The 25,624-nt window shown below is 35.0% G+C and carries 17 protein-coding genes; 3 read left to right on the top strand and 14 right to left on the bottom strand.

Annotated features, from left to right (window positions below; all coding sequences use genetic code 11):
• Nucleotides 1–94 precede the first annotated feature (94 nt).
• Complete coding sequence (locus tag A4F88_RS14520; protein ID WP_068843340.1) at nucleotides 95–1,252, bottom strand: FecR family protein; 1,158 nt, start codon at nucleotides 1,250–1,252, stop codon at nucleotides 95–97.
• 187 nt (nucleotides 1,253–1,439) lie between these two features.
• Nucleotides 1,440–2,036, bottom strand: a complete 597-nt coding sequence (locus A4F88_RS14515; protein WP_068843338.1) for an RNA polymerase sigma-70 factor — start codon at nucleotides 2,034–2,036, stop codon at nucleotides 1,440–1,442.
• Between the two features lie 355 nt (nucleotides 2,037–2,391).
• Here A4F88_RS14515 and A4F88_RS14510 point away from each other — a divergent pair, with 355 nt between their 5' ends.
• From A4F88_RS14510 to A4F88_RS14500, 3 genes are all read left to right on the top strand, one after another.
• Nucleotides 2,392–2,910 carry a hypothetical protein gene (locus A4F88_RS14510; protein ID WP_068843337.1) on the top strand — a complete coding sequence of 173 codons (519 nt, stop codon included), beginning with the start codon at nucleotides 2,392–2,394 and terminating at the stop codon, nucleotides 2,908–2,910.
• A 17-nt stretch (nucleotides 2,911–2,927) separates the two neighbouring features.
• On the top strand, nucleotides 2,928–3,389 hold the full coding sequence (locus tag A4F88_RS14505; RefSeq protein WP_073075395.1) for a hypothetical protein: 462 nt from the start codon (nucleotides 2,928–2,930) through the stop codon (nucleotides 3,387–3,389).
• A gap of 640 nt (nucleotides 3,390–4,029) precedes the next feature.
• Nucleotides 4,030–4,380, top strand: a complete 351-nt coding sequence (locus tag A4F88_RS14500) for a hypothetical protein (protein ID WP_068843335.1) — start codon at nucleotides 4,030–4,032, stop codon at nucleotides 4,378–4,380.
• Nucleotides 4,381–4,951: 571 nt separating this feature from the next.
• Here the strand turns inward: A4F88_RS14500 and A4F88_RS14495 are convergent.
• The 12 genes from A4F88_RS14495 to A4F88_RS14440 all read right to left on the bottom strand — a co-directional run bounded on the left by A4F88_RS14495 (nucleotide 4,952) and on the right by A4F88_RS14440 (nucleotide 25,601).
• Complete coding sequence (locus A4F88_RS14495) at nucleotides 4,952–6,871, bottom strand: sialate O-acetylesterase (RefSeq protein ID WP_068843334.1); 1,920 nt, start codon at nucleotides 6,869–6,871, stop codon at nucleotides 4,952–4,954.
• Between the two features lie 674 nt (nucleotides 6,872–7,545).
• On the bottom strand, nucleotides 7,546–9,174 hold the full coding sequence (locus tag A4F88_RS14490) for a GH35 family beta-galactosidase (protein ID WP_068843688.1): 1,629 nt from the start codon (nucleotides 9,172–9,174) through the stop codon (nucleotides 7,546–7,548).
• Between the two features lie 85 nt (nucleotides 9,175–9,259).
• Nucleotides 9,260–11,455 (bottom strand): endo-1,4-beta-xylanase, encoded by a 2,196-nt coding sequence (locus A4F88_RS14485; RefSeq protein ID WP_068843333.1) that lies wholly within the window; start codon nucleotides 11,453–11,455, stop codon nucleotides 9,260–9,262.
• 67 nt (nucleotides 11,456–11,522) lie between these two features.
• Nucleotides 11,523–12,887 carry a glycan-binding surface protein gene (locus A4F88_RS14480; protein WP_068843332.1) on the bottom strand — a complete coding sequence of 455 codons (1,365 nt, stop codon included), beginning with the start codon at nucleotides 12,885–12,887 and terminating at the stop codon, nucleotides 11,523–11,525.
• Nucleotides 12,888–12,923: 36 nt separating this feature from the next.
• Nucleotides 12,924–14,555, bottom strand: coding sequence for a RagB/SusD family nutrient uptake outer membrane protein (locus A4F88_RS14475; RefSeq protein WP_068843687.1), 1,632 nt, complete (start codon nucleotides 14,553–14,555; stop codon nucleotides 12,924–12,926).
• 10 nt (nucleotides 14,556–14,565) lie between these two features.
• On the bottom strand, nucleotides 14,566–17,733 hold the full coding sequence (locus tag A4F88_RS14470) for a SusC/RagA family TonB-linked outer membrane protein (protein WP_143154961.1): 3,168 nt from the start codon (nucleotides 17,731–17,733) through the stop codon (nucleotides 14,566–14,568).
• Nucleotides 17,734–18,347: 614 nt separating this feature from the next.
• A complete protein-coding gene (gene fsa / locus A4F88_RS14465; RefSeq protein ID WP_068843331.1) occupies nucleotides 18,348–19,004 on the bottom strand; it encodes a fructose-6-phosphate aldolase in 657 nt (218 codons plus the stop codon).
• Entirely contained in the window at nucleotides 19,001–19,228 is a 228-nt protein-coding gene (locus A4F88_RS14460; protein WP_068843330.1) for a hypothetical protein, read from the bottom strand. The genes fsa and A4F88_RS14460 overlap by 4 nt, the downstream gene beginning before the upstream one ends.
• Before the next feature lie 408 nt (nucleotides 19,229–19,636).
• Nucleotides 19,637–20,962: a xylose isomerase gene (gene xylA / locus A4F88_RS14455; RefSeq protein ID WP_068843329.1), complete on the bottom strand. Its 1,326-nt coding sequence runs from the start codon at nucleotides 20,960–20,962 to the stop codon at nucleotides 19,637–19,639.
• Between the two features lie 6 nt (nucleotides 20,963–20,968).
• Nucleotides 20,969–22,450 (bottom strand): xylulokinase, encoded by a 1,482-nt coding sequence (locus A4F88_RS14450; protein ID WP_068843328.1) that lies wholly within the window; start codon nucleotides 22,448–22,450, stop codon nucleotides 20,969–20,971.
• A 2-nt stretch (nucleotides 22,451–22,452) separates the two neighbouring features.
• Nucleotides 22,453–23,463, bottom strand: coding sequence for a GntR family transcriptional regulator (locus tag A4F88_RS14445; protein ID WP_068843327.1), 1,011 nt, complete (start codon nucleotides 23,461–23,463; stop codon nucleotides 22,453–22,455).
• 395 nt (nucleotides 23,464–23,858) lie between these two features.
• Nucleotides 23,859–25,601 carry a glycoside hydrolase family 43 protein gene (locus A4F88_RS14440; protein WP_068843326.1) on the bottom strand — a complete coding sequence of 581 codons (1,743 nt, stop codon included), beginning with the start codon at nucleotides 25,599–25,601 and terminating at the stop codon, nucleotides 23,859–23,861.
• Nucleotides 25,602–25,624 lie beyond the last annotated feature (23 nt).

The raw sequence follows: 25,624 nt of genomic DNA, 5'->3' as shown, positions 1-25,624 counted from the left end.
TTGGTTGGTTAATTTTTAGAATTAATTGGCTGGCATCAGAAAGGGATAAAGTGCAGTACGGTGAGAGGTCTAAACTTTATTCCCTTTTCCTTTTTTATTTGATGGTTATGGTCTTGTCTTTTATTTCATAGGCATTAATAAAATTACTGTTCCTGATCGTGGTTAATATTTCTTCGAGTTTTTGGTTTTTGCTTAAAACTCCGTTAAATTTTACATTTCCTAATTCGGGACTGGCAAAAACAATATCTGTATCATACCATCTTGACAATACTTTTGCAATCTCTTTTAATGGCATTCCTTTAAATACAAAAAGTCCTTTTCGCCATGATACCTCATTGTATACATCGACTTTAGCAATGAGAATATCTGTATTGTTTTTCCTGATCACAGATTGTTCGCTTGGTTTCAGGCTTTCTTTTGCTTTGGTATTGTCTATGGCTACTTTTCCTTTTACAAGGGTGGTATAAATTGCATTTTCGTCTCGATAAGCTTTTATATTAAACTCTGTTCCTATAACCTCAACATTCTGCATTTGGGTTTTGACTTTAAATTTTGCGCCCTTATGTCTGGTACTTGGTGATACTTCAAAATAGGCTTCTCCGTAAATTAATTCTACCTGTCTTGTCTGTCCATCCGTAAAAGCAACCGGATATTTTAATTGCGATTCAGAGTTTAACCATACTTTTGTACTGTCTGCCAACTGCACAAAAAACTGTCCTCCTCTTGGTATCGTCAATACATTATCTGCAATTGCCTTAGACTTACTTTTTACGTTATAAACCAATTTTTCTCCATTGCTGGAAGCATTTCCGGTGGTATAGCCTTTTCCTTTTTCGAGCGCTACCACAGACCCGTCTTCCAGGGTTAAGGTTGCTTTGTCGCTTCCTATCGGAATGGTTTTAATGGCAACTGCTGGTAAAGGTGCCGGTATGTTTCTTTTTACTGTTTTGTTTGTATTAAATAACATTGCAAGAGAAATCAATAACACTACAGAAGCTGCGGCTGCCATTTTAAAAATGGTTCGGGAATAAAATGGTTTAAGCGTTATCTCTTTAACTTCTTCGGCTTTCAGGCTCTCCCGAATTCTTAATAGCATTCGGTTTTCTATTTCTTCTCTGGAACCTAATGATTCATCCCATTCTGCGTTTGTCTGGAAACTTTCGTAATAATTCAGTAATTTTTTATGCTCTTCAATATTGGTATCGCCGGAATTATATCGCTGCAGCAACGCCAAAAATTCGTCTTTTTTCATTCTGTTTTTAAATTAATTGGGGCTTGTTTTAAGTAAGTGTCAAAAACGGCGACTATCCCCTAGTCGGGATGGCACTTTTTTTTGTTTTTATTTTTGGAAGGGGTAAAAAACGAAAAAACACAGCAAGGTTATTCTAAGAATAACGGTCTGTTTTTTTATTAATTCGAGGCGTGTAGAGAAGTAAATCTTACTTAAAAAGATTTTTTGAAAGCCATAAAACCATTGCCATACTGGTACTGCTTCCCATTGATAAACGAATGGTCTGAAGTGCTTTGGTAATGTGATTTTCGACTGTTTTTGCAGAAATATTCAAGCGTTCGGCTATTTCTTTATGACTAAGCTGTTCTTCCCGGCTTAGCTTATAGACCAACTGGCATTTTTCAGGAAGATTGTTTACAACCATATTAATATGCTGTACCAATTCGTCATGCATCAATTGTGTCTCGGGTGTGGTATTTTGAAAACGTGTATTTAATTCCTCAAAAAGTTCAACACGAATTTTGTCTTTGTTCTTTTTGATCTGATTAAAAACCTGATAACGGACACAGGCATACAAATAACTTTTTAAAGAGGTATGAATCTCCAGTTTTTCGCGATTGTGCCAAATATTCATAAAGATGTCCTGAATAACATCTTCGCATAATTCTTTATCTTTTAAAACATTGTACGAAGCCATAAATAAAGGCTGCCAAAATTTACGGTATAATTCTGTCAAGGCAGCTTCATCACCAGACCGAAGGCGATTTATTAAAGTGATATCAGTATTTGAATCTGAACTTGACAATTGTTTTGTATGTTGAATAAGAATATTGCGACAAACATAATAAAATAATTCAGAATATCTAACTGAAGCTTTGTTTTAATATGATATCCTAAATATCCAACCTCTCAAAAAAACATTCTATACAGATTTTATATGCTGGTTTTATTTAATTTTTATAACGTTGAAAGGCTTTGATAATCTGTATTCTGTTTTGATGGAGCTTTAACATGAATATGAAATTTTGCTATAAATATTACGCTCCGATGGAGCTTGTAATGATCAAACCTAATATATTTGTTGGTATACTATTGCCATGTATTAAGAAAGAATTTCTGTATTATTGATATTGAATATATATTAAAAATAAAAATTAGTTATGGAAGATTTTATTAATGAGATTCTGGGAGATGATACTGAAATATTCAGGACTGTAGATTTTGATGATTTTACGTTTGTTTTTTATCAGCCCAAAGGATATTCTAATCCATACAAAGACGAAAGACTCAATTTAGTATCGTCATACGGACCTTTGAAGATTAACAAAAAAACAAATGAATATGAATTTACAAATATCGTTGAGTTTTTTTTGGAATATGGAGATAACGAAGTAATTTTTCCCAATAAGGAAGAGACCGCCCTCAATTGGAACGAAGTAATTTATAATATAAAAATGCGGAATAATTTTAATTGGGAAGATTTCCAATTATTATTAGAACATTATAATTTACCGCTTGATTCTTTTGATATGTATAGTATTAATAGCAGGGATACGGTTGAAATTGAAATAAAACATGAAGAAGTTATTCATTATCTGGAAGAATTTCTAAATGAACTCGAAGCGATTTATATCAAAAAAAGTCACAATCATTTTTTGATTAACTTATATCTTGATTGATTTTAGAATACTTGGTTATGGAAAATCACAAATCCTGTTTTAGATTATTTAAAAGTAGTTGGGGAATTTTAATAGAATTTGCCGGAAAAATAAACAATGCTACAGAAGATGATGATTTGAAGTCAGAACCGAATCTTATTAAAATTAATGATTCTTTATTTTTGAAATTAAACATTTCAGAGCAAAACAAATTTATTCATGAGAATACGATTTATTTAGAGAACGGTCTTTTGTGGATATCTGATAGTATTCCGGATAAAAAGACTAAAATTATCGAAATAGATAATATTGAATTTGATTTTTTAAACTTTCAAATAGAAGGTTTATTTTTAGGAATAGCCAGTTGGATCTGTAATTATTATCAAATACCAATGCCAAATTATTTTTGTATGTATGATAGTGATCACAAAAAGTATCTATTTTGGTTTGATGATATAAGGTCTAAAAAATTACTTTATCCTAATGTCTCTGAATTTTAAATGATTCGACAATATTCTTACAAATACAGTTGTAACTAATTGAAAACTATAAATGAATACTGAGATTGCGTATTCATTTTCTAAAATATTTTAAGCAATCTTAAATTATCTAATAACTCTTAGAGCAAGAGTGGATATTGTATTTTCATTTCCAAAAAACAAATTTTAGTCATCTCAAAATGACTAAAATTTGTTTTCTACTAAATCACTAATGAACTTTATAATAGCAGAATGCCCCGCCACAATGTCTATCAAAACCACATCCCGTACAATTACAAAAACAATACTCAGATTTAACCGTCTTATTAATTTCCTTACTACTAGCTTTTAATTTTTTAGCTTTTCCCTTTTTATCTTGCTTAGTCTGATTCATTCTTATCCTATTTTTAAATATTAGTCTAAATATAATTTTATTTTTAGTCTACCTAAAATTTTATTAATCAAATCTTCCTTAAATTTCTTTTTTTTTAATTTTTATTAAATCACGCTTATCTAGCACTACTCATAAAGAAGCTGTTTTATAACATCTTAACTAATTTTTATCAACAGTCAAAAATATCGGGATATATAAGTCCAGTCATATACGTTCCTATTTTTTTGTACAAATTTACCGAACTATGCAAGAAAATAATGAACTATTATGGAAACAACCGAAATTAAAAATTTAGAGTATTTTAAACAATTAACTGCACGATATTTCCACACCTTAAAGTCTGATAACGATAAAACAGAACCTAATACGGCTCAAATTAAATTTGTTAATTATTGTGAGTTGGGTTGTGTTATTACCGATATGCTCAAATTATGCATTCTGGCATTGGATGAAGATGCACCCAAACTTGTAAATACTAACAAAAGTCAAGCGATTAATGTAGGGCTTATTTTAGAAACTGTTCTACAGTTGTTTCCTCTGGATGAATTTGAGTTTTTAAGCGAAGTTAGCCGCATGCTTTTTGAGGATTCTCAACACGTCAGTAAATTAAAAGATTAGATTTCAATAAGAAAAACATTGCCCAAGGTTTCAACCTTGGGATCGCAATACCTTATCACCATAAAGATCCCACGGTTGAAACCGTGGGCTATCATTGAAATGGTTAAATCTTTTACCCTTAAAGGGTTACAATAACAATTGGTTTTATTCATAGTGCTTTGCACCATGCTATTGCTGAGGCTCTTTCAGAGCTAGGGAAATGGCAAAATCTTTCACCTTTACAGGGTTAAAAATACCTTATCACCACAAAAATCCCACGGTTGAAACCGTGGGCTATCATTGAAACGGTTAAATCTTTCACCCTTACAGGGTTACAATAACAATTGGTTTTATTCATAGTGCTTTGCACCATGCTATTGCTAAGGCTCTTTCAGAGCTAGGGAAATGGCAAAATCTTTTACCAGGCTATCATTGAAATGGCAAAAATCTTTTACCCTTACAGGGTTACAATAACAATTGGTTTTATTCATAGTGCTATGCACCATGCTATTGCTAAGGCTCTTTCAGAGCTAAAGAAAACCTTATGTTTACTTTGGCTTTTTCATTAAATCATTCCAAAAGAAAACCTCAACTATTCTTTCTTATTCAGATTGGCTTCAAAAGGCGAAGCCGGTAAATTTTCTTTATTGTACAAATTTGCTTCTACGGGATTGTCTGCCCATGCGTATCTCACTTTTGTCGGGTTTAAAATAGTATCGCTCCACACGATTACTTTATCACCTTCGATTGTGGCATTTGCCCAAACAAATTTACCATCGGTTCCTGCAATGGCAAAACCTTTTAAGGTTGTATTATTTTTTGATTTTAAACCCGTTCCAATAGAGGTAAAACTTAAGATCAGTTTGTTTTCTTTTTTCTCTATTACGCTAAAAAGCGGACCTGAAGCGACTAAATTTTTCTCGCCATACACTATTTTTCTGGCTTGCAAAGCGAGTCTTTTGCCTACATCGTATTTGTTTAAAGGATGAATATCGTTCCATTCTCCTAAATCTATCGTTACTGCCATTCCGGTATTGGGAACTTTTAAAGTGTTTAATTGTTGTTGTCGTAATGCCGCCCAGTTGCTTTCGACGGGTTCGGTTTTCGGATCCATGAAATTTGTGAGCTGAACAAACAAAAACGGTAATTTTTCCTGTTGCCATTGTGCACGCCAATTGGCAATTAAAGTTTCCATCAAGGCAAGATATTCCGATGGTTTTTTGGTGCTCGATTCTCCCTGATACCACAATACGCCTTTTATATTGTAATTTTTTAAGGGCGCGATCATGGCATTGTACAATCCTACGGGTTTCCATCGTACAAAAATTTGTCCTGGCAAAGGCTGCATTTTTGCTCCTAACTCATACTTCCAGATTCCTTTTAAATCGAGCGTGTCTTTGCCTAAAACCAATTCGTAAGGTTTGTCTAAAACGAAACCTCCTTTTCCGGTATTGTTGATCACACGAACAGAAATTTCGTTTCTGCCTTCTTTTAAAATACCAGCATTAAAACTGTAAATTCTTGGCGGATACATATACGAAGTTGTACCCACAAAATGACCGTTTACATACACAGAATCAGCATCTACAATTCGGCCCAGAATTAGTTTTGCTTTGGTTTCTTTTGCTTTTGGCAACACAAATTCTTTTCTGAACCAAACTGCTCCATTTACATTTCCTAATGCATTATCTGCCCAGTAACCGGGAACCTGCATAGTTTTCCAGTTGCTATCGTTTAATTCCGGATCTGACCAGTTGTTTTTTAATCCTTCATCGGTCTTGTTGACTAATTGATACCAGGCATTACTTACTTTTCGGTCGTTTTCATCGATTTGTTTTTCGAGTGTTCCGTCTTTGTATTTTAAATATTCCTGATCGTATTCCGGGAATTTTTTAATGTTTTCTGCACTGATCCATGATTCGGCAGGTGAACCTCCTAATGCTGAATTGATTAATCCGATTGGGATTTTATATTTTTCGTAGATTTCTAAAGCAAAAAAGTATGCCACTCCCGAAAATTGTAAAACGCTTACTGGATTAGCCGAAATCCATTCTCCTGATGTAAAATCTTCTTTTTCATGGCCAAAATAATATTCATCAGGTACTAAAAACTGTCTAATATTTGGGTTTTCTGCTTTCGCAATTGCCTCTTTGTATTTATCTTTTAAACGATCCATCGGGAGTTCCATATTCGATTGTCCGGAACATACCCAGACATCTCCAAAAAGAATATTTTTTAGTACAATTGTATTGCTGGCTTTCAATGTCATTTCATAAGGACCTCCTGCTTTCTGGGACGGAAGTTCGATTTGCCATTTTCCGTTTTCGGCTGTAATGGTTTTATATGTTTTGTGATTGAAATCTAATTCGATTTTTTCTTTGGCAGAAGCCCAACCCCAAATTTTTACTTTGCTGTCACGCTGTAAAATCATTCCGTCGCTTATTAATCGTGGAAGTTTTATCTGAGCGTTGATACTAAATGTTATTAGAAATGCTACTATTATGTTTTTCATGCTATTGGGTATTTTTGTTGCGATGTTTTTTTGCCACGAATTCACGAATTTTTCTAATTCTTTCGTTGTGTTTTAATTATCTTCAATTGCACAAATTAATTTATGTAATTTGATTACTCTGTAGACAAAAATTTTAATAAAAAAATTCGTGAATTCGTGGCTATAAAATTAGTCATGAAAGTTTTATCTGAGCGTTGATACTAAATGTTATTAGAAATGTTACTATTATGTTTTTCATGCTATTTGGTATTTTTTGTTGCGATGTTTTTTTGCCACGAATTCACGAATTTTTCTAATTCTTTCGTTGTGTTTAAATTATCTTCAATTGCACAAATTAATTTATGTAATTTGATTACTCTGTAGACAAAAATTTTAATAAAAAAATTCGTGAATTCGTGGCTAAAAAATTAGTCATGAAAGTTTTATCTGAGCGTTGATATTAAATGTTATTAGAAATGCTACTATTATGTTTTTCATGTTATTTGGTCTTTCTTGTTGAGATGTTTTTTTGCTACGAATTCACGAATTTTTCTAATTCTTTCGTTGTGTTTAAATTATCTTCAATTGCACAAATTAATTTATGTAACTTGATTACTCTGTAGATAAAGATTTTAATAAAAAAATTCGTGAATTGCTTCGCCTGTTCGCTATCGCTCGAGTCGTGGCTAAAAAACCTATTCATAACTATATAACTTTATTTTTTGAATTTCGTAATCGCCAACTGAAATTCTGAGATGTCTGCCCTGATGGGTTTGATCTCCGTTAAAATGTCTGATCGTTCTCCATTTTCCATTTTCAAATTTTCCCTGATCAGTTTTTAAAATTCCGGCATTTAATGTTTTATTTTTTAAAGGCTTAAAAGTTACTACAATTCCGGATCCGGCGATGTAAAATTCATCAATTCCTGTTTCGATAATTATGGCACTTGACATCGGCCAGATTTCTTCTTTTGCTCCGTCTGACCAATTTAAGGTATAATCGTGTTTGAATGTAAATTCATAATTGCCTAACTGAATAATTTGTGTCTGATTTTCTTTGTCTAATAAAACACCGTCGATTTTGCCCTGTCCTTTATTGGCTTCAATAGTTGGCGTTAATTGTCGCACTAAATCGTAAATTTTTCCGAGTGGCTCTTTTTTTCCATCAGCAACAGATTCGATAGAAAAAGGCGAAAAACCAATGGCTTCATAATGTCCAATGGCGTATAAACCTTTAAATGGGGCGCCGGCATCAAAACGATGTTCAGGTATAAACAACGGATCGCCCTGACGGGTAAATAAATCGTTCCAGTGCCTGAATGACGGATTGTAAAAATCCGGCGAAAGAAAATCGATCGCAGTTCCGGCTGCTTTCCAGACATCCATAACATGTGGCAATGGTCCGGCACTTGGATATTCTCCCGGCTTTTTTTCGGGTGCATTCAGAGCTGCATTTACAAACATGGGAATGTCGTAACTTTCTTTTCCTGCTTTGGCTACTCTATTGGTGAATTTCGCAAAATTCCAGGCCATAAAAATCTCATCGGTCTGCAATCCTTTCCCAAAAATCTGTTCCCAATTCCCGGTGGTTTTAAACCCGTTTTTTTTCCATACTTCTAAAAATTCAGGTACGAGCTTTTCTTTGTTTTTCTGTAAATACTGTATGAATTCTTTTGGAACTTCTTTTTGAAAAGCTTCGTTTGCCAACGGATGATAATCTCTGGCTGTTGGCAACATCCCGATTTCATTTTCGACCTGAACCATAATTACGGTCTGCTCTTTTTGATCGAAATCTTTTATATGTGCCATTAATTTCTGAAAAGCATTTAGATCTGCCTGTAGGTTATTCTCGCTAAAAGGTGTTAGTATTTCATGACTTTTGCCCTTGTCATCCTTAACTCTTGGATATTTTTTCTGATTTAATTTTACCCATGCCGGTGCATGACTTGACATACTATTTTTCCATGATCCAAACCAAAGAAATATTAGTTTCAGGTTTTCTGTTCTGGCTTTTAACATTAAATCATCAACTAAAGAAAAGTCAAATTTACCTTCTTCGGGTTCTGTTAATTCCCAATAAACAGGCGTTAAAACGGTGTTGAGATTCATGTCGGTCAGCTTTTGCCAGATTGGCTCCATGCTTTCCATACTTGTTGCCGAAGAGTTTCCTAATTCTCCTCCTAATATTATAAAAGGTTTTTGGCTGACGATTAGTTGTGTCCTGTTTCCTTTTTTTTGAAGGTGCGGTATTTTTTCCTGAGAAAATCCAGACTGCACCAAAATAAAAAATAGTATTACCGTTATATTTTTAAGGAACTGAAACATTCTTAATTCTTTTAAATTAAAAAACAAATAATCCATAATACAAACCCTTTTACAGATTTATATTATGGATTAAAATTACACTAACTTACTTAACCAGTTCTCCTGAAAAGTCTTTACTCACATCTTTTCCTGCAAGTCCGTCTGCAGTTCCTTTGTAGGCGTGTTTACGAACATAATTGGCATCCCACAAGTTTGGTGATTCGTTTGGAAGCCAGAATTCGTGTTCTTTTACGCTGTCTGAAACTCCCCAAATCGTGATTCCGTATTGTTGTGCTGCCGGAATGTATTTTTTGTACATATCGATTACATATTGATACATTTCTGCCTGAGAAGCCTGTTGCGCCACAGTTGGTGTAGCAGTTCCAAGTCGTATATCCAATTCAGAAATTTTAATCAGTTTTCCTGATGCTGCCAATTTTTGAAACATCTGAACAATTTTATCTTTATCAGTGGTTAAACCAATGTGCATTTGGGTTCCAATTCCGTCTACTTTTGCACCCTGACTTTCGATATAAGCTACATAATTGATTAATCCATCGCATTTGTCCAGTCTTGATTCGAGATTATAATCATTGATAAATAATTTATCTGATGTGTTTCCGTACTTACGGGCTAGTTTAAAGGCTGTTACGGCATAGTCTTTCCCGAGGTATTTTATCCATGAAAAATAATCTGTTGCTGTATCTCCTTCGGTTCCGTTTCTTAATGTTCCGTCTTCTTTCATTGGCTCATTTACAACATCCCAGGAGAAAACACTTGTTTTGTAATGTGTCATCATTTTTGAAATCCAGTCTTCCATGGCATCACCAATTAGTTTTGCTTTTTGTGCATCGGTTTTTTCTATGGTAACCGGTGGTGTTGCTCCGCCAGATGTTGCTCCGTCTGTTACTACTACATTATCGATATAATAGGTTCCTGCTGTTCCTCCTAAATCAAAGTTTAATCCGGTTTCTGTACCATTTGCAGTAAATTTCCATTCGATAAGTTTCCAGGTTGCAGATGTTGCCTGATCTCCCTGATAACGTGCTGTTGTTCCTGTTGTTGAACATCTTACAGAACCTGTTGCTTCAGATTTGATCATATACGAAATGGTATAATCTTTTCCTGATGTTAAGGTCGAAGTAAAGGCGGTCTGAATTTGTGTTTTCCACTGGTTGGCAGCATCACTGGTTGCATTTACGACCTTCATGGCTCCATTTCCTTCATAAACATTTGGAGGAGTGGCAAGACTTAACGCATCTGTAGCTCCATTCATTTTTGACCAGCCTGTAATACCTGCATTAAAAGTTCCATTCGAAACTAAATTTACGACACCTGAAGCGGCATCAAGATCGACAACAGCTATTGTATTTACATCAATAAGATAGGTAACGTTTGGAAGATACCCTAAATCTAAATTAAACTGAAAATTGGTGCTTCCTGTTTTAAAATCGGCGGAAGCCAGTGTAATTTTAACTTGCTGCCAAGAAGATGTTGTGGCAAACGCTTCTGTTCCGGTTCCAGTATTCAGCCAGTCTTTGTATGGATATTGATTGTTTAAAGAAGCATTGAATGAAATACGTCCTTTACCGGCTACATCAGATTTAATGTAAAAAGAAACTTCATATTTATGTCCTGTTATGATTGAAACATTTGGTGATGTTAACTGCAAATTATAAGGTTGTGAAGATGTTGCACCAGAAACTAACTGAATTGCTTTTGAGCTACCGGTTAATCCTGCATTATCAATTACAGTAATTCCTTGTCCGGGATTATTTCTGGACCAGTTGGCAAAGGTTCCGCTTTTTAAACCTGCTACATCCAGTGTGTTGGTTCCGCTGGAACCCGGAATTACAGTTGGGGCAATAAGACCGTTTAAGTAACTTGCATTTTGATTGGAATGCCAGACTAAAGTATGACCAAAAACTTTTAATCCTGCTTTTTTGGTTTCGGCAATAAAGGCATCAATTGTCGTAAAGTTGATTTCTCCTTTGGCATTGACCATAGCACCATGTTTCATGGCATAACCTGGCGTTACCTCATCAAAATTGTCGTTTACTATTTTTCTGTAGGCAGCATCACTCATGTACAAATCTGTTCCAATTCCGTTTCCTAAAACAAGATCAGTGTAAGTTTTTAGGGGTTGATACCTGCTTATTTTTTCTACTAATGCCAAAGGAAGTTCTGCTCCTGTTACTGCACCATGATCGGGATCTTTTTCCCAGTCCATTTTGTTGTCGTCGCATGATGAAAGCATCATTAATGACGAAGCGATTATAGGGAATATATATTTATATTTCATTTTGGTTATTTTTTTTAATTACACGATTCATCTCTTTTCTTAATCTCGTATTTTGCTACTTTTTTAATTAAGGAAAGTCATTGTAAACCGGTGTATTTAGTGAAACAATTCTCCAGTTGTCTGTGTATACTTTTACTGATGTTGCTTTTGACGGAAATTCTACTTCGCTTGCAGTTCCCAGAACATCTTTTAATTTCACATCAGAATTTTCAAAATAAATCCCGAAGTTTTGATAGGTTGCTGCTTCACGAAATGCCAGAACGGTTTCGAAAGTAAAAGCTTCTTTTGACCATACGTAGAATTTGTTTAGCGGAATAGTAACTGTTGTCCATCCGGTAGTCTGAAAAGCCACCGATTTTCCATCAACAATCCATGGAACGTAATTGTAAACTGCTCCTGCCCATTCTCCTCCGTTAAAGTTATTAACCATACATATCTTTAAGTATCCGGAATCTTTCCAGGCATCCGGAACATGCACATCAAACTGAAATGCTACTTTATCAAGTGGTGTATTTGCCGGAATATAGGGTGTTAATTGTGCTCTCCAGTTATCTACTCCGTTCCCTGCTGTCCAGACTTCTGTAACTCTATTGGTTGCTGGTGCGACAGAAGCAATTCTCGCCGGACGATGTGGTACATATTTTCCCTGAGAAACATTTCCGGTTCCTATAGCCGCTGATTCTAAATCTGCTGGCTGAATCATACTGTTTCCGGTTCCCCAATATCCATGTTGACCTAGTCCGTCGAAATTGAGTAAAACTCCTTTTTTAAAGTTGAAATAGGCTGGCGAATAAGCTCCTCCGTTTGAACCCTGAACAAATAATGAACCTCCGGTATCCGAAACTCCGTTAGGCATTTTTACAGTAAAAAAATCACCATCTGGATCAGAAACGATGCCGCTTGTTACTTCAACATTTCCCGGAAAAACGACTTTACTTATTTCGGTTAAACCGGAACCTGAAACTGTAATTGTTTCTCCCGGATTAGGCATTGTATTTGAAATTCTGTCTATTACCGGTTTTGATGAACGGATATCAAATTTAAATATCGTTTCGGTATTGTCATTTACAAATCGAATCGTATTTCTCTCTGCAGGATCTGCATCGATTGTTGGTGTGTCTGCAGAAATACTAATCAACATTGAATTATCGCTTACAAAAACAACATTAAAATAGGTCGAATATCCGTTTATATATACTTTTCTTAACCCTGTAAATCCTGAACCTTCTATTCGCAGCGTTTGTCCTAATCGGGCAAAAGTTACTTCTCTGTCCGGAACTGATGAGTTTACATCTTCTAAGAATACTTTGCTTATGGTTATTGTTTTTGAACTGGAATCGTTATTATCACAAGCAGTAAACAGCATACTAAAAACCATCATCACTAAACATGCGATGGGCGCCCAATACTTTTTATTTAAAATATATTTCATATGAATCTTTCTTTTAGTTTTATTGTTTTTGTAATTCTAGAACAAGTCTTTAATTCTTTCTTCTGTAAACTTATACGGAACCGGGTTTTCTCTCAATAATGGGTTTTGAACCAGTTCTGATTCCGGATAAGGCAATTCGAAAATAGTTGCGTCTATTACACCAATAGCACGTGGACTACTGCTTTTTGAGGCATCAACAGAAACTGTATTTGTTGCTGTATCATACAAAATTGGTGTGATGGTTCCTCTGTTTTGAGCTGTTACATAATTGATTACTTCTTGTTGTTTGTAATAGGCTCTGCGAACTAAATCGTACCAATATTGACCTTCCATACACAATTCTACTCTTCTTTCGTGAATAATATCGGCATAGGTTAAGGTTGTTTTAGGATCAAGTCCTGCTCTTACGCGAAGTTTATTTACTCCGGAAATGGCTAATGCATCTGCAGTAGTTGCGTTGTTGCCTAAAGCTGCTTCGGCATAATTTAGATATATTTCACCCAGACGTAACATGTAGGTATTTAAACCTGAGTTCATACGGGTTGTTTTAGGATTGTCTTTTGTAGAACCTACTACTCCTTTTTTTACGGTTAAGAAATCTTTACTGTGGTCAACTGTATAACCTCCATTTGATTTGTTTATTTCAGGATAAAAGTCGTCGTCTCCCATCCAGGTCGATTTACGACGTGCATCTTTAGATTCATATTCCTGCAAAATATTGTACGAAGCTCTTGTCCAGTATCCCCAGGCAGCGTCATCTCCTGTAATATCAGATCCTAATGCAAAATAAGCCTGTTGTGTATTGTTTACGCCGTAATCTCCGTTTGGTACCCATTGTAATGCAAACATCGACTCGGTATTGTTATTATTTTCTACTTTGAATAAATCAGCGTAGTTGTCCATCAATCGGTAAGGTCCTGCATTGATTACTTTTTCGGCGGCTTTTTTGGCTAAATCCAGGTATTCCTGATTTCTGGTTCCGCTGTTTGGGTTATCACTAACTCCTGAATAGGATAAGTAAACGCGGGATAACATTCCAAAAGCAGCATATCTTGTTAAACGTCCTGACTGACCTGCCTGTTCCGGAAGGTATTTTGCTGCATATTCTAAATCGCGCATCGCAAATTCGTAAACATCTTTCATTGGATTTTTGTTTACAATTGGATTTTTAACCAATTCTCTGGGATCTGTAGAAATGATTACATCTCCCCATAATGAGGTCAAATACCAATATGCTGTTCCTCGCATAAAACGAGCTTCTGCAATATATTTATTTTTAACAGCATCACTTAAAGGGCTTCCGGAAATTCCGATAATAACATTGTTTGATTGCTGCACCACATTATATAAAGATGCCCAAGCCGAAACTAATGGTCCTGTTAATCCAGTTTCTGTTAAGTCTGTAAACGGGTAAACATAATCAGAATAGGGTGCATATAAATTATCCGAACGTCCGTCGCCTAATCCATAATAGAATTTATCATTAAAATCGAACCATACTTTATTGTATAATGGTCCTGTGGCTGCCTGAAAATCAGACTCTGTCTTATAAAAATTTTCTTTGGTAATTACATCATTTGGCTGAACGTCTAAAATGTCGCTGCAACTTGTCCAAACAAATGGCAATGCCATAATTAAAGCTGTATAAAATATTTTCTTTGTTTTCATTGTGCAGTTTTTAGAAATTAACATTTATTCCAAGTGTGGTTGTTACTGGCGAAGGATAACGTCCGTTATCAATGCCATTTAAAAGCTGATTTTGGTTTATTGCACCAACTTCCGGATCATATCCTTTGTACTTTGTAAAGGTTAAGACATTCTGCATATTTGAATATACCTTGATGTTTGAAATTCCGTATTTAGAATATAAATTCTTAGGAAGATTATAACCAATTGAAATATTTTTAAGTCTCACATAAGATCCGTCTTCTACAAATCTGTTACTCAAACGATAGTTAGAAGCAGAAGATGCTGATGAAGCTCCAATTCTTGGCATATAAGGATCTCCGCCTACAATTTGAACATTACGGTAATCGTTTGGACCATTAGGATCAATTAATTCTAATTGTGCATATCCTAAAGCCGATTTTAGTAAGTTGGTATTTTCGCGAGGATTTTCTAACCAGCGTCTTTGATAGTTTAAAACATCATTTCCATAAGAACCTGTAAATAAAATACTCACATCAAATCCTTTGAATGAAAAACTATTGTTAAAACCAAAAGTAAAATCCGGATTAGGGTTTCCGATATAACCCGCATCTTTTTCATTGATTACGCCGTCTTTATTTACATCTTCAAACATATAATCCCCAATCCAAACCCCATTTTCTCCAATCTGCATTCCCTCAGGAAGTGCTGTTGGTTTTATAGTTCCATTTGCATCTTTATAATAAAAATCAGTTGCTTTTTCAAAACGTCCAATAACTTTATATCCAAAAAATTGTCCTAATGTCTGACCAACAGCACTTCGGGTAACTACTGTTACATCTGAGCCTTGCTGCAAAGTCTGATCATAAACTCCTGATTCTGAATTTAGTTTCAGGACTTTAAATCTATTCATAGAGATATTGAAATTAGATTTCCAAAGAAAATCTTCTCTCTGCATATTGATTGTGTTTATTGTAAACTCAAGACCTTTGTTTTCCAGAGATCCAATATTAGCATAAGGCGGAGCTGTAGATCCCTGACCTGTTGTGCCAACATAAGCAGGAAGTGACAATCTTAATAATAAATCATCTGTTTTTTTGTAATACATATCGGCTGTAACTTCAATTCTGTTATTGAAAAGACCAAGATCTAAACCAATATTTGTTTGATTCGTTTTCTCCCACTTCAGATCCGGATTAGCTGTATTTGTTGCAATCTGTCCACTTCCCCAGTTTGTTGCAGATGTACCATATACAGATGTATATGCATTATTGGGTACAGATGAGTTACCTGTAACTCCCCATCCTGTGCGTAATTTCAGATTACTAATAGTCTTATTGTCTTTTAAAAATCCTTCACTTGATATTTTCCATGCTAAACCTGCTGCCGGAAACCAATCCCATTTGTTATCCTGAGCAAATTGTGAAGATCCATCTCTTCTTATTGTTCCTGTTACAAAATATCGATCATGAAATGAATATGCTGCTCTGGCAAAATAAGAACTTAGTGCTCTTGTAGAACTTGCGTTTGAGTTTCTTGCTGTTGTTGGATCTCCAGCATTTAAATCTGTTGCTCCGTTTGTTAAATATCCTGAACGGTAACCATAAAGGTTTTCCCAGTTTTGTTCCTGTAATTCCTGACCCAACATAGCATTAATACTGTGTTTTCCAAATACTTTATTATAAGTCAGTAAATTATTCCAAATCCAGTTTTCGCTTGTAGATTTTGTTCTGCTCCCTTCTCTTACTTCATTCGACAGTGCTCCAAAAGTATAAGATGGATTAAAAGTATAGTTATTTCCAAAACCATAATCCAGAGAATATTGAGTTTTAAGTTTTAAATCTTTTGTAAAACTAATTTCAGCATAAGCACTTCCTCTAATTCCATAGTTTTTAGAATGATTATCTTTCAGCAAAGCAATTCCTAATGGATTGGTCTGAACAAATTCTGTTGTATCCGGACCATCAAAAGTACCGTCGGCATTACGCGCTGCCACGTTTGGAGTTTGTTTCAACGCTGTTAAAATTACTGAGTCATCATTTACTGTCGTTACCTGATTGGTTTTATACACATTCATATTTACTCCCACTTTCATCCATTTCTTTACCTGTGAATCGATTACTCCGCGAAGAGTCATACGATCAAAAGAAGAACCAATTATAGTACCTTCCTGATCAAAATAAGACATTCCTAATGCATAAGTCGTATTATCAGAACCACCAGAAGCTGATAAATTATAATTTTGAATTAAAGCTGTTTGAAATAATTCGTCCTGCCAGTTTGTTCCTTCACCCAACAAATCAGGTCTGATAAAAGTATTGTCACGCTGAACAATTCCTAAATCTGCACGCGTATTTTTAAGCGTACCATATTCTCTAAGATTGAGTACCTGTAATTCTTTTGGCATTTGCTGCCATCCTACATAACTGTCAAAATTTAAGGTCAGATCTCCTTTTTTACCCGTTTTGGTAGTCACCATAATTACACCATTTGCAGCTCTTGAACCATAGATTGCTGTTGCAGAAGCATCTTTCAAAATATCAATCGAAGCAATATCATTTGGATTAATTCCTGCAAGCGGATTTGAATTTAATGAACCTGTATTTCCATCAATAATGACACCATCTATTACATAAATCGGTTCATTTGAACCTGTAATAGAACTGATTCCCCTAATACGTACAGAAGAACTTCCTCCGGGTATACCACTATTTTGCTGTATTTGCACGCCCGCTGCACGCCCCTGTAAAACCTGATCTATAGTAGTAGCAACAGATTGAGTAACGGCAGCACTGGTAACAGTTGAAACAGCTCCTGTTAAATCTGCTCTTTTTGACGTTCCATATCCAATAACAACAACTTCTTTTAAGTCGTTTAAATTCTCTTCTAATAAAACATCGATTTTTGTTTTATTGTTTACTAAAACCTCATGTGGTTTATATCCTATAAAGCTAAAGACCAAAATACTATTTGCAGGAACAGATTGAAGTGTATAGGTTCCGTCAAAATTAGAAACGGTGCTTGTCTTGGTTCCTTTCACGATAATATTCACACCTGGTATTGGTCCATTACTATCAGTTACAATACCTGATACCGTAATTTGTGCATTTACCGCAGCAGAGAATACTAACATCAAGATCAGATAACCCAGATTTTTAAAGTATTTCGATTTGCTTTTAGTAATTAAAAAGTTAGTCATAAATAATTGGTTTAATTAGTTAATAGTATGGTTTAGTTAGTTTCTTGTTTTTGGAGACTTATTTCCCTTGTTTTTTCACCATTGAATCTGAACGATTTACAAGCCTTTATAAAAACAAATATATATAAAAAACAACAACACACAATCGGTTGCGTTAATTTTTTTTCCGAATTATTAAAAAAATTGCTTTAAAAAAAGTGTAATATATATTTATACCTATAAAATATTAAACATTATTCAAAATAAGCAATGAGAGTTACGAAAACGTTAGAGATATTAAAGAATTTATACAAAAACCTTAAAAAAAACATAAAAAAGGCAAAACTCATTTTTTTTGATCAAAAGCACATTTTAATCAAAATTGATTTACAAAAAATGATACGAAAAATTGAATGATTTATCAAATAAACGTAAGAATAAAACCTTTTAGACCATTCAACAACAACAATATAGCTGTAAATGCTATAACTCTTTAAAAAAAGATCAAAACAAGCAATCGGTTGCCTGTAAAATAAAAAAATCCCCTCCAAATTGAATTGAAAGGGGATTAAAAAATATTGTAATTTGTTACATTAAAACCGACACAAAAATCAATCTTAAACCGACCTAAAAAATTACAAGTTCATCTTTTTTGCATCTTCAACAAATTGTTTCAAACCAATATCTGTTAAAGGATGTTTTAATAATCCTTTAATTGCTGAAAGTGGTCCGGTCATCACGTCTGATCCAACTTTAGCACAATTAACAATATGCATCGTATGCCTTACCGAAGCTGATAATATCTGAGTTTGATAATCGTAATTATCATAGATTTCTCTTATTTCAGCAATAAGATGCATTCCGTCTGTCGAAACATCATCTAAACGTCCTAAAAACGGAGAAACATAAGTTGCGCCTGCTTTTGCTGCTAACAAAGCTTGTCCTGCAGAAAACACTAAAGTAACATTGGTTTTGATTCCTTTAGAAGAAAAATATTTACAGGCTTTTATACCATCGCCAATCATGGGTAATTTTACCACAATCTGCGGATGCAGTGCAGCAAGCTCCTCTCCTTCTCTTATCATTCCGTCAAAATCGGTTGAAATTACCTCAGCCGAAACATCTCCGTCAACAATATTACAAATGTCAAGATAATGCTTCAGGATATTTTCTTTTCCTGTAATACCTTCTTTTGCCATTAAAGACGGATTGGTGGTTACGCCATCCAGAACACCAAGAGATTGTGCCTCTCTAATGTCTTCTAAATTAGCAGTATCAATAAAAAATTTCATAAGTTTTTTGGTTTAAGGTTGGTTGTAGAGATGCACTGTAGTGCGTCTAACATAAAGTTTTTAATGATTTGAATTCCTCTCCATTTTGTCATTTCAAGGAACGAGAAATCTTCGTAAGTAGCTCCACACTGAGGATCGCCAATCTTTATAGAGTTTCTTGCGAGGATTTCTCGTTCCTCGAAATGACAAGATTGTGTACTTCTTTGCGTAATTAACTTTGTCAAAGTTTTAAACTTTGACAAAAATTGTTTTTAGTAGACGCACAGCAGTGCGTTTAACATCCAGCGAGAAAAAAAATGTGCATTCCGATTGATTCTGCTCTTCAAAAAACCTTCAATAAAAAATACTCACTTATTATTTCATCAAACTGACTTTTTATTCATTTCAATTTTCAAAAAATAGTAACTAAACCTTCAATCTATTTTTCTGAAATTTTAATGCAAAAAAGCCATAATCTTAATACACATTTTCGAAGTTTTTATCTAAAAACAGTTTATCAAACTGATAACGTTTTATAGCTATCATGTTTAAAACTTAAACTTTTTTTTTAGATTTTTCTCTCACTAAATATTTTTGTAGAAACCTAACAGGTTTTGAAAACCTGTTAGGTTTGATATTAAAATCTAAACCAATTAAATATATTGGTTGATGATGTTTTCAAACAATTCCTGTTTACCGCTTTGAAGGTTTAATTCTCCATTTTCGTGAGCGATAGTATAAAGATCTTTCAGGTTTAATTTTCCGTCAGCAAACTCTTTTCCTTTTCCGGAATCAAATGAGCTGTATCTTTCTGTTCTTAATTTCTCGTAAGGAGAAGAAGTAATGATTTTATCTGCAGTCAATAATGCTCTGGCAAAGGTATCTGCTCCGCCAATGTGCGCTAAGAAAACATCTTCCAGATCTGTAGAATTTCTTCTGATTTTAGCATCAAAGTTAACTCCACCGCCTTGCAATCCACCGGCTTTTAAGAAAACCAACATGGCTTCGGTAGTTTCCTGAATGTTATTTGGGAATTGGTCTGTATCCCAACCATTTTGGTAATCGCCTCTGTTTGCATCGATACTTCCTAACATTCCTGCTTTTGCCGCCACTTCCAATTCGTGTTGGAAAGTGTGCTGTGCCAATGTAGCGTGGTTTACCTCAATATTAATTTTGAAATCTTTATCTAAACCATAATTTTTCAAGAATCCAATTGCTGTAGCCGAGTCAAAATCGTATTGGTGTTTTGATGGTTCCATTGGTTTTGGCTCGATAAAGAAAGTTCCTTTAAAACCTTGTGCTCTTGCGTAGTCTCTTGACATTGCAAGAAATTGCGCCATATGATCTAATTCTCTTCCCATATCTGTGTTTAGCAAAGACATATAACCTTCTCTGCCACCCCAGAATACGTAGTTTTCTCCACCTAAAGCGATTGTTGCGTCAAGAGCTAATTTTACTTGTCCTCCAGCTCTTGCTACTACATTAAAATCAGGATTTGTAGCGGCTCCGTTCATGAATCTTGGGTTTGAAAAACAGTTTGAAGTTCCCCAAAGCAATTTAATTCCAGACTCCGTTTTTTTCTGTTTTAAGTAATCTGTAATGAATGCCAGACGTTTTTCTGATTCTGCAAAAGTTGCTCCTTCAGCAATTAAATCGTAATCGTGGAAACAAAAATAATCGAATCCCATTTTGCTGATAAATTCAAAAGCAGCATCTGCCTTATCTTTTGCAGCCTGATAAGGATCTGAAGACTGATCCCATGCAAATTGTTGTGTTCCTGGTCCGAATGGATCGCTACCTTGTCCGCAGAATGTATGCCAATACGCGATAGCAAATCTAAAGTGTTCACGCATTGTTTTTCCAGCCACAACCTGGTCCGGATTGTAATATTTAAATGCCAGTGGATTATCAGATTCCTTTCCTTCAAATTTAATTTGACCAATACCTTTGTAGTATTCTTTATCTCCTAAAACTATCATTTTATCTTATTTAGTTGTTAATATTAATTCTAATTCTTGTTTCCATTTTTTATAAGCCGTTTCGTAAGGCGCTGCGTTATGCAACGGTAAAAACGTCATTACGTGATCGTTGTCGCTTACGTTAGCTCCAAACTTGCTGTAATCACCATCTTTTAAACCAACTGCTCTCGCCGCTCCAACTGCTCCTGTTGTGTTGTAAATTTCAATTTCGTGACCAATTAAAGTCGCCACTGTATTGGAGAAAATCTCCGAACGGAAAAGATTATCATTTCCGGCTCTAATCACATTAATCGTCGCATTATCCTCTTTCAAACATTCCATTCCGTACACAAACGAAAACGCAATTCCTTCAAGAGAAGCTCTAAACAAATGCGCACTGTTGTGAATATTCAGGTTGAGATTTAAAAAATGTGTCCCAATATTTTTATTATTGAACATACGTTCAGCACCATTTCCAAACGGAATCACGACAACACCTTCTGATCCTACCTCAACATTTGAAGCTTTTTCATTCATGGCTTCATAACTTTCGTTGCCCATATTATTACGAAGCCATCTGTACTGAATTCCTGCTCCGTTTATATTTAAAAGTTTCCCAATTCTCGGCGTTTCTAATTCGTAATTTACGTGAACGAAATTGTTTACTCGAGTGCTTTTTCCTGACGACATTTCGCTTACGGCATAAAACACCCCAGAAGTTCCGCCAGTCGCTGCTACTTCTCCCGGATTCAAAACATTTAGTGATAAGGCATTATTAGGCTGATCTCCTGCTCTGTACACAATCGGGATTCCCGCTGGAAGACCACATTCTGCCGAAGCTTTTTCAGTAACAACTCCCTGATTCGTAAAATTTTCTACGATTTTAGGCGTCAAAGATTGGTCAATTCCGTAATAATCCAAAAGCCAGTCGGCTACTTTATTTTCTTTATAATCCCAAAGCATTCCTTCTGACAAACCATTTTTAGTTGTTGTTACTTCGCCTGTTAATTTCAAAGCGATATAATCTCCCGGAAGCATGTATTTAGCAATTTTATTGTAGACTTCAGGCTCGTTTTCTTTTACCCATTTTAGTTTCGAAGCTGTAAAATTTCCGGGTGAATTCAATAAATGCGACATACATTTATCTTCTCCAATTTCGGCGAAAGCGGTATTCCCAATTTCAACCGCACGGCTGTCACACCAAATAATCGAATTTCGAAGTGCATTTCCGGCTGCATCCACAATCACCAATCCGTGCATTTGATATGAAATTCCAATTCCCTGAATTTTCGATGCATCAATATTAGCTTCGCGAATTGCTCTTTTAGTTGCCGTACAAATGTGTTGCCACCAAATCTCCGGATCCTGCTCTGCCCAATCCGGATGAAGCGATAAAATTTCCATTTCGTTTTGAGGCTCATTCAAAACAATTATTTTTTTGCCCGTTTCTGCTTCTACTAAAGCCGCCTTTACAGACGAACTTCCAATATCATATCCAATATAATACATACTTACAATGATTCTCTTATTATTAAATTTGTTGGCACATAACACTGCGTTTCTTCGTCGTGTGTAATAAATGCCGCTGCTTTGGTTCCTAGTTCTTTAAAATCAGTTGATACAACCGAAATCCCTTTATATATAAATTTCTTCATTGGTGTTTCGTTATACGATAAAAACCCAAGGTCTTTTCCAGGTTCCAGATCTTTCTCTTTGCACTGCTCCAAAAAGTGCCCTAAAATCCTGTCACTTACACTGATATAAGCCATTCCTTTTTCGATATTGAACTTTTTAGGGTCTGTAATAATCTCATATTCAAAACCGAAATCAGCACAGAATTTCTTAAAAAAATCAACCGTTTCTTTTGGGTGATTTGTAAAATCCGGATACACAAATTGTATCTTTTTGTACTTTTTAAACAAATCAACCGCTTGTGTCAAAGACTCATAAAAAGCTTTTCCAAAATCCTGAAAAACATAATTATAACTTTGATCTGCCTGAATATTCCAGTCTATCAAAAGCAGTTTATCTTTTGAAATCGCCGACAATGCCGGAGCAATTTCCTTGTGATCAAAATTCATAACCACATATTTGTAATACTTCCCGATTCCGTTATTGATGATCGTTTTAAAAACATCAATATTATAATGATGAAACTGCACATCTGTAATCACATTATCCGGCAGATTATTGACAAACGAATGGTACAAAACCTCTTTATACGCCTTAAAAGTGTCTAAAACCAAAAGCACTTTTCTCGTCTCACCCGAAACGTAATATCCTTTATTAGGCACAGAATCGATCGTTTTTTGGTCTTTTAAAATCGTATAGGCTTTAAAAACCGTATCTCTCGATAACTGATTCGTTTTACAAATACTATTTACTGACGGAAGCAAATCCCCCTTTTGTAAAATATTCTCTGCAATGGCATTATTAATTCCGTTTACCAACTGCTGGTATTTCGGAATATCACTATCATGATTTATAGTAAATACAAATTTTTCCTGTTCTTCGTTTAGCATACTGTTCCGTTCTGTTCTGGTATGCTAAAATAACGAAAACCCGGTTATAAAAAATTATTTTTCACATAAATTATGTTATTTTTTTGGTTGTTTATTCTAATTGGGCGTGTCCCTGCGGGTCGGGCTATCCGTTACAAGTCCTCGCCTGCTCGTTCCTCACGGCTGTGGGCTTTTCACTGCTATCCCTCACGCGAAACGGTTTCAAAAGAACATTTCCGTGATCTTTATCATTTCTATTTAGCTCTGGAAGAGCATAATATTTATAGAAAATTCCAATTCCCACAGATTAAAAGCTCCAGCGGAGCGACACATTTGTCACAAATAATATATCGCCCCGCTGGGGCTTTTATAAATATGCGAAATACATCTTCTATAAATATGCTGTCCCTCTGGGACTATTTCCCAAAATGAGCACTCGACGCATACATCGCCAAATATGTTCCTACAAATCCTCCTGCTTCTTTTGTACTCAAAATAGAACCATCAACATCTTTAATTAACAAATTCCACTTTTCTTTTTCTTTTGTTTTAAAATAAAAACTGTACAATCTTCCATTTCCTTTAATCTTTACAAAAACTGCTACATCAGAATCTGAAAGCTCTTTTTTAGAAATAATCTCAGATTTTCCATTATTGATTTTATCTGCCATTCTTTCAACAAAAATTTCCTGTTTTCCGTTTGAATTCAAACGCTTTCCAATCAGTAAATAATGTTTTTCATTCTGGAAAGCAGTCAAACCTGCAACTTCCAAATTATCTTTCGGATTAAATTCAAATTTTACTGAAGTTTCAAATTTTAAATGCTGTTGTCTTCTTCCTATAAAAGAAAAATTGGTCTCGGTATGAATCGATTCTTTTCCCGGTTTGATTAGCAATTTTCCGTTCGTCAGTTCATACCATTTTTCAGAAGGTGTTCTGATAAAATTCCATTTCAAGCCCAATTCATTCGAATTAAAATCATCACGCCAGATAAAATTTCCGTTATTGGGCTCTGTTTTTTCTTTTGAAAGAGGGAGATTCGGACGCTTATTTTTCATCGGAATTGCTTCTTTTCCTCCCACAATTTCCGGCAAGTCATTTTTCCATTCTACAGGCATCATAAACGTTTCTCTTCCTGTATTGTACAAATCGCCTTCATAAGGTCGGCAACCTAAAAATACCGACCACCAATCGCCATTTGGCAATTCAACAAAATCTGCATGACCTGTTGTCGAAACCAAATTTTTACGATTAGGATCTAAATGTGACTGCGTTAAAATGGGATTTTCGGCATAACTTTCATAAGGACCGTAAACATTTTTACTTCTAAAAACCACTTCGGAATGATTAAATCCTGTTCCGCCCTGAGCGCAAATCGTATAATAAAATCCGGCTTTTTTAAACACATGTGGGCCTTCAATCCAAACCGGTTTTGTAGCCATATCGGTTCCGCCATTAATAATCAATTTGGGTGTTGTCGTGGTTTTTTGTTTTTCGAAATCGTATTCCAGCATATAAATGGCGCGATGTCCATCGTGAAGCGAAACATTATTTGGCGGAGGTCCGTTATGCGTAATATATACTTTTCCGTCTTCATCAAAGAAAATATCCGGATCGATTCCGTTGACTTCAGGAAGTTTAATTGGATTTGACCAGGGTCCTGCCGGATTTTTAGCCGTCACAATAAAATTTCCGACTCCGCTTACATTGGTACAAATGACATAAAAAATACCTTTATGATAGCGAATCGTTGGTGCGTACATTCCGCCAGATAATCGGGAATTCCCAAAATCGGCCTGTTCGCGACGGTTAATGATATTTCCTATTTGTTTCCAATTGACCAAATCAGTACTTTCAAAAATGGGCAATCCCGGAAAATAACAAAAAGAAGAATTGACGAGATAAAATTTATCCTCAGCCCTGCAGATTGTAGGATCCGGATAAAATCCAGCCAAAATTGGATTTAGATATTCATCATCAGATTTAGATAAATTAACGTAAGCATCGTCATTTCCTCGGTAATCAAACCAATCGAAAGCAGCGTAATCAGAATACACAACCGATTGTGATTTTTGTGAAATTTTTTTACACGAAGAAAAAGCACTCATTAAAATGACTGCGCTTACTAATTTAACAACTAATCTTTTGGGTTTAAACATCTCTTTTTTATTGATAACTACTT

This window comes from Flavobacterium chilense, assembly GCF_001602525.1.
GTDB classification, from domain to species: Bacteria; Bacteroidota; Bacteroidia; order Flavobacteriales; family Flavobacteriaceae; genus Flavobacterium; species Flavobacterium chilense.
This window is presented reverse-complemented; position numbering and strand designations above follow the sequence as displayed.

Bases quoted from the DNA above. Each gene is read 5' to 3' on its own strand.
- A4F88_RS14520 (WP_068843340.1), bottom strand. From the start codon at position 1,252: ATGAAAAAAGACGAATTTTTGGCGTTGCTGCAGCGATATAATTCCGGC.
- A4F88_RS14510 (WP_068843337.1), top strand. From the start codon at position 2,392: ATGGAAGATTTTATTAATGAGATTCTGGGAGATGATACTGAAATATTC.
- A4F88_RS14505 (WP_073075395.1), top strand. From the start codon at position 2,928: ATGGAAAATCACAAATCCTGTTTTAGATTATTTAAAAGTAGTTGGGGA.
- A4F88_RS14500 (WP_068843335.1), top strand. From the start codon at position 4,030: ATGGAAACAACCGAAATTAAAAATTTAGAGTATTTTAAACAATTAACT.
- A4F88_RS14495 (WP_068843334.1), bottom strand. From the start codon at position 6,871: ATGAAAAACATAATAGTAGCATTTCTAATAACATTTAGTATCAACGCT.
- A4F88_RS14490 (WP_068843688.1), bottom strand. From the start codon at position 9,174: ATGTTTCAGTTCCTTAAAAATATAACGGTAATACTATTTTTTATTTTG.
- A4F88_RS14485 (WP_068843333.1), bottom strand. From the start codon at position 11,455: ATGAAATATAAATATATATTCCCTATAATCGCTTCGTCATTAATGATG.
- A4F88_RS14480 (WP_068843332.1), bottom strand. From the start codon at position 12,887: ATGAAATATATTTTAAATAAAAAGTATTGGGCGCCCATCGCATGTTTA.
- A4F88_RS14475 (WP_068843687.1), bottom strand. From the start codon at position 14,555: ATGAAAACAAAGAAAATATTTTATACAGCTTTAATTATGGCATTGCCA.
- A4F88_RS14470 (WP_143154961.1), bottom strand. From the start codon at position 17,733: ATGACTAACTTTTTAATTACTAAAAGCAAATCGAAATACTTTAAAAAT.
- fsa (WP_068843331.1), bottom strand. From the start codon at position 19,004: ATGAAATTTTTTATTGATACTGCTAATTTAGAAGACATTAGAGAGGCA.
- xylA (WP_068843329.1), bottom strand. From the start codon at position 20,962: ATGATAGTTTTAGGAGATAAAGAATACTACAAAGGTATTGGTCAAATT.
- A4F88_RS14450 (WP_068843328.1), bottom strand. From the start codon at position 22,450: ATGTATTATATTGGATATGATATTGGAAGTTCGTCTGTAAAGGCGGCT.
- A4F88_RS14445 (WP_068843327.1), bottom strand. From the start codon at position 23,463: ATGCTAAACGAAGAACAGGAAAAATTTGTATTTACTATAAATCATGAT.
- A4F88_RS14440 (WP_068843326.1), bottom strand. From the start codon at position 25,601: ATGTTTAAACCCAAAAGATTAGTTGTTAAATTAGTAAGCGCAGTCATT.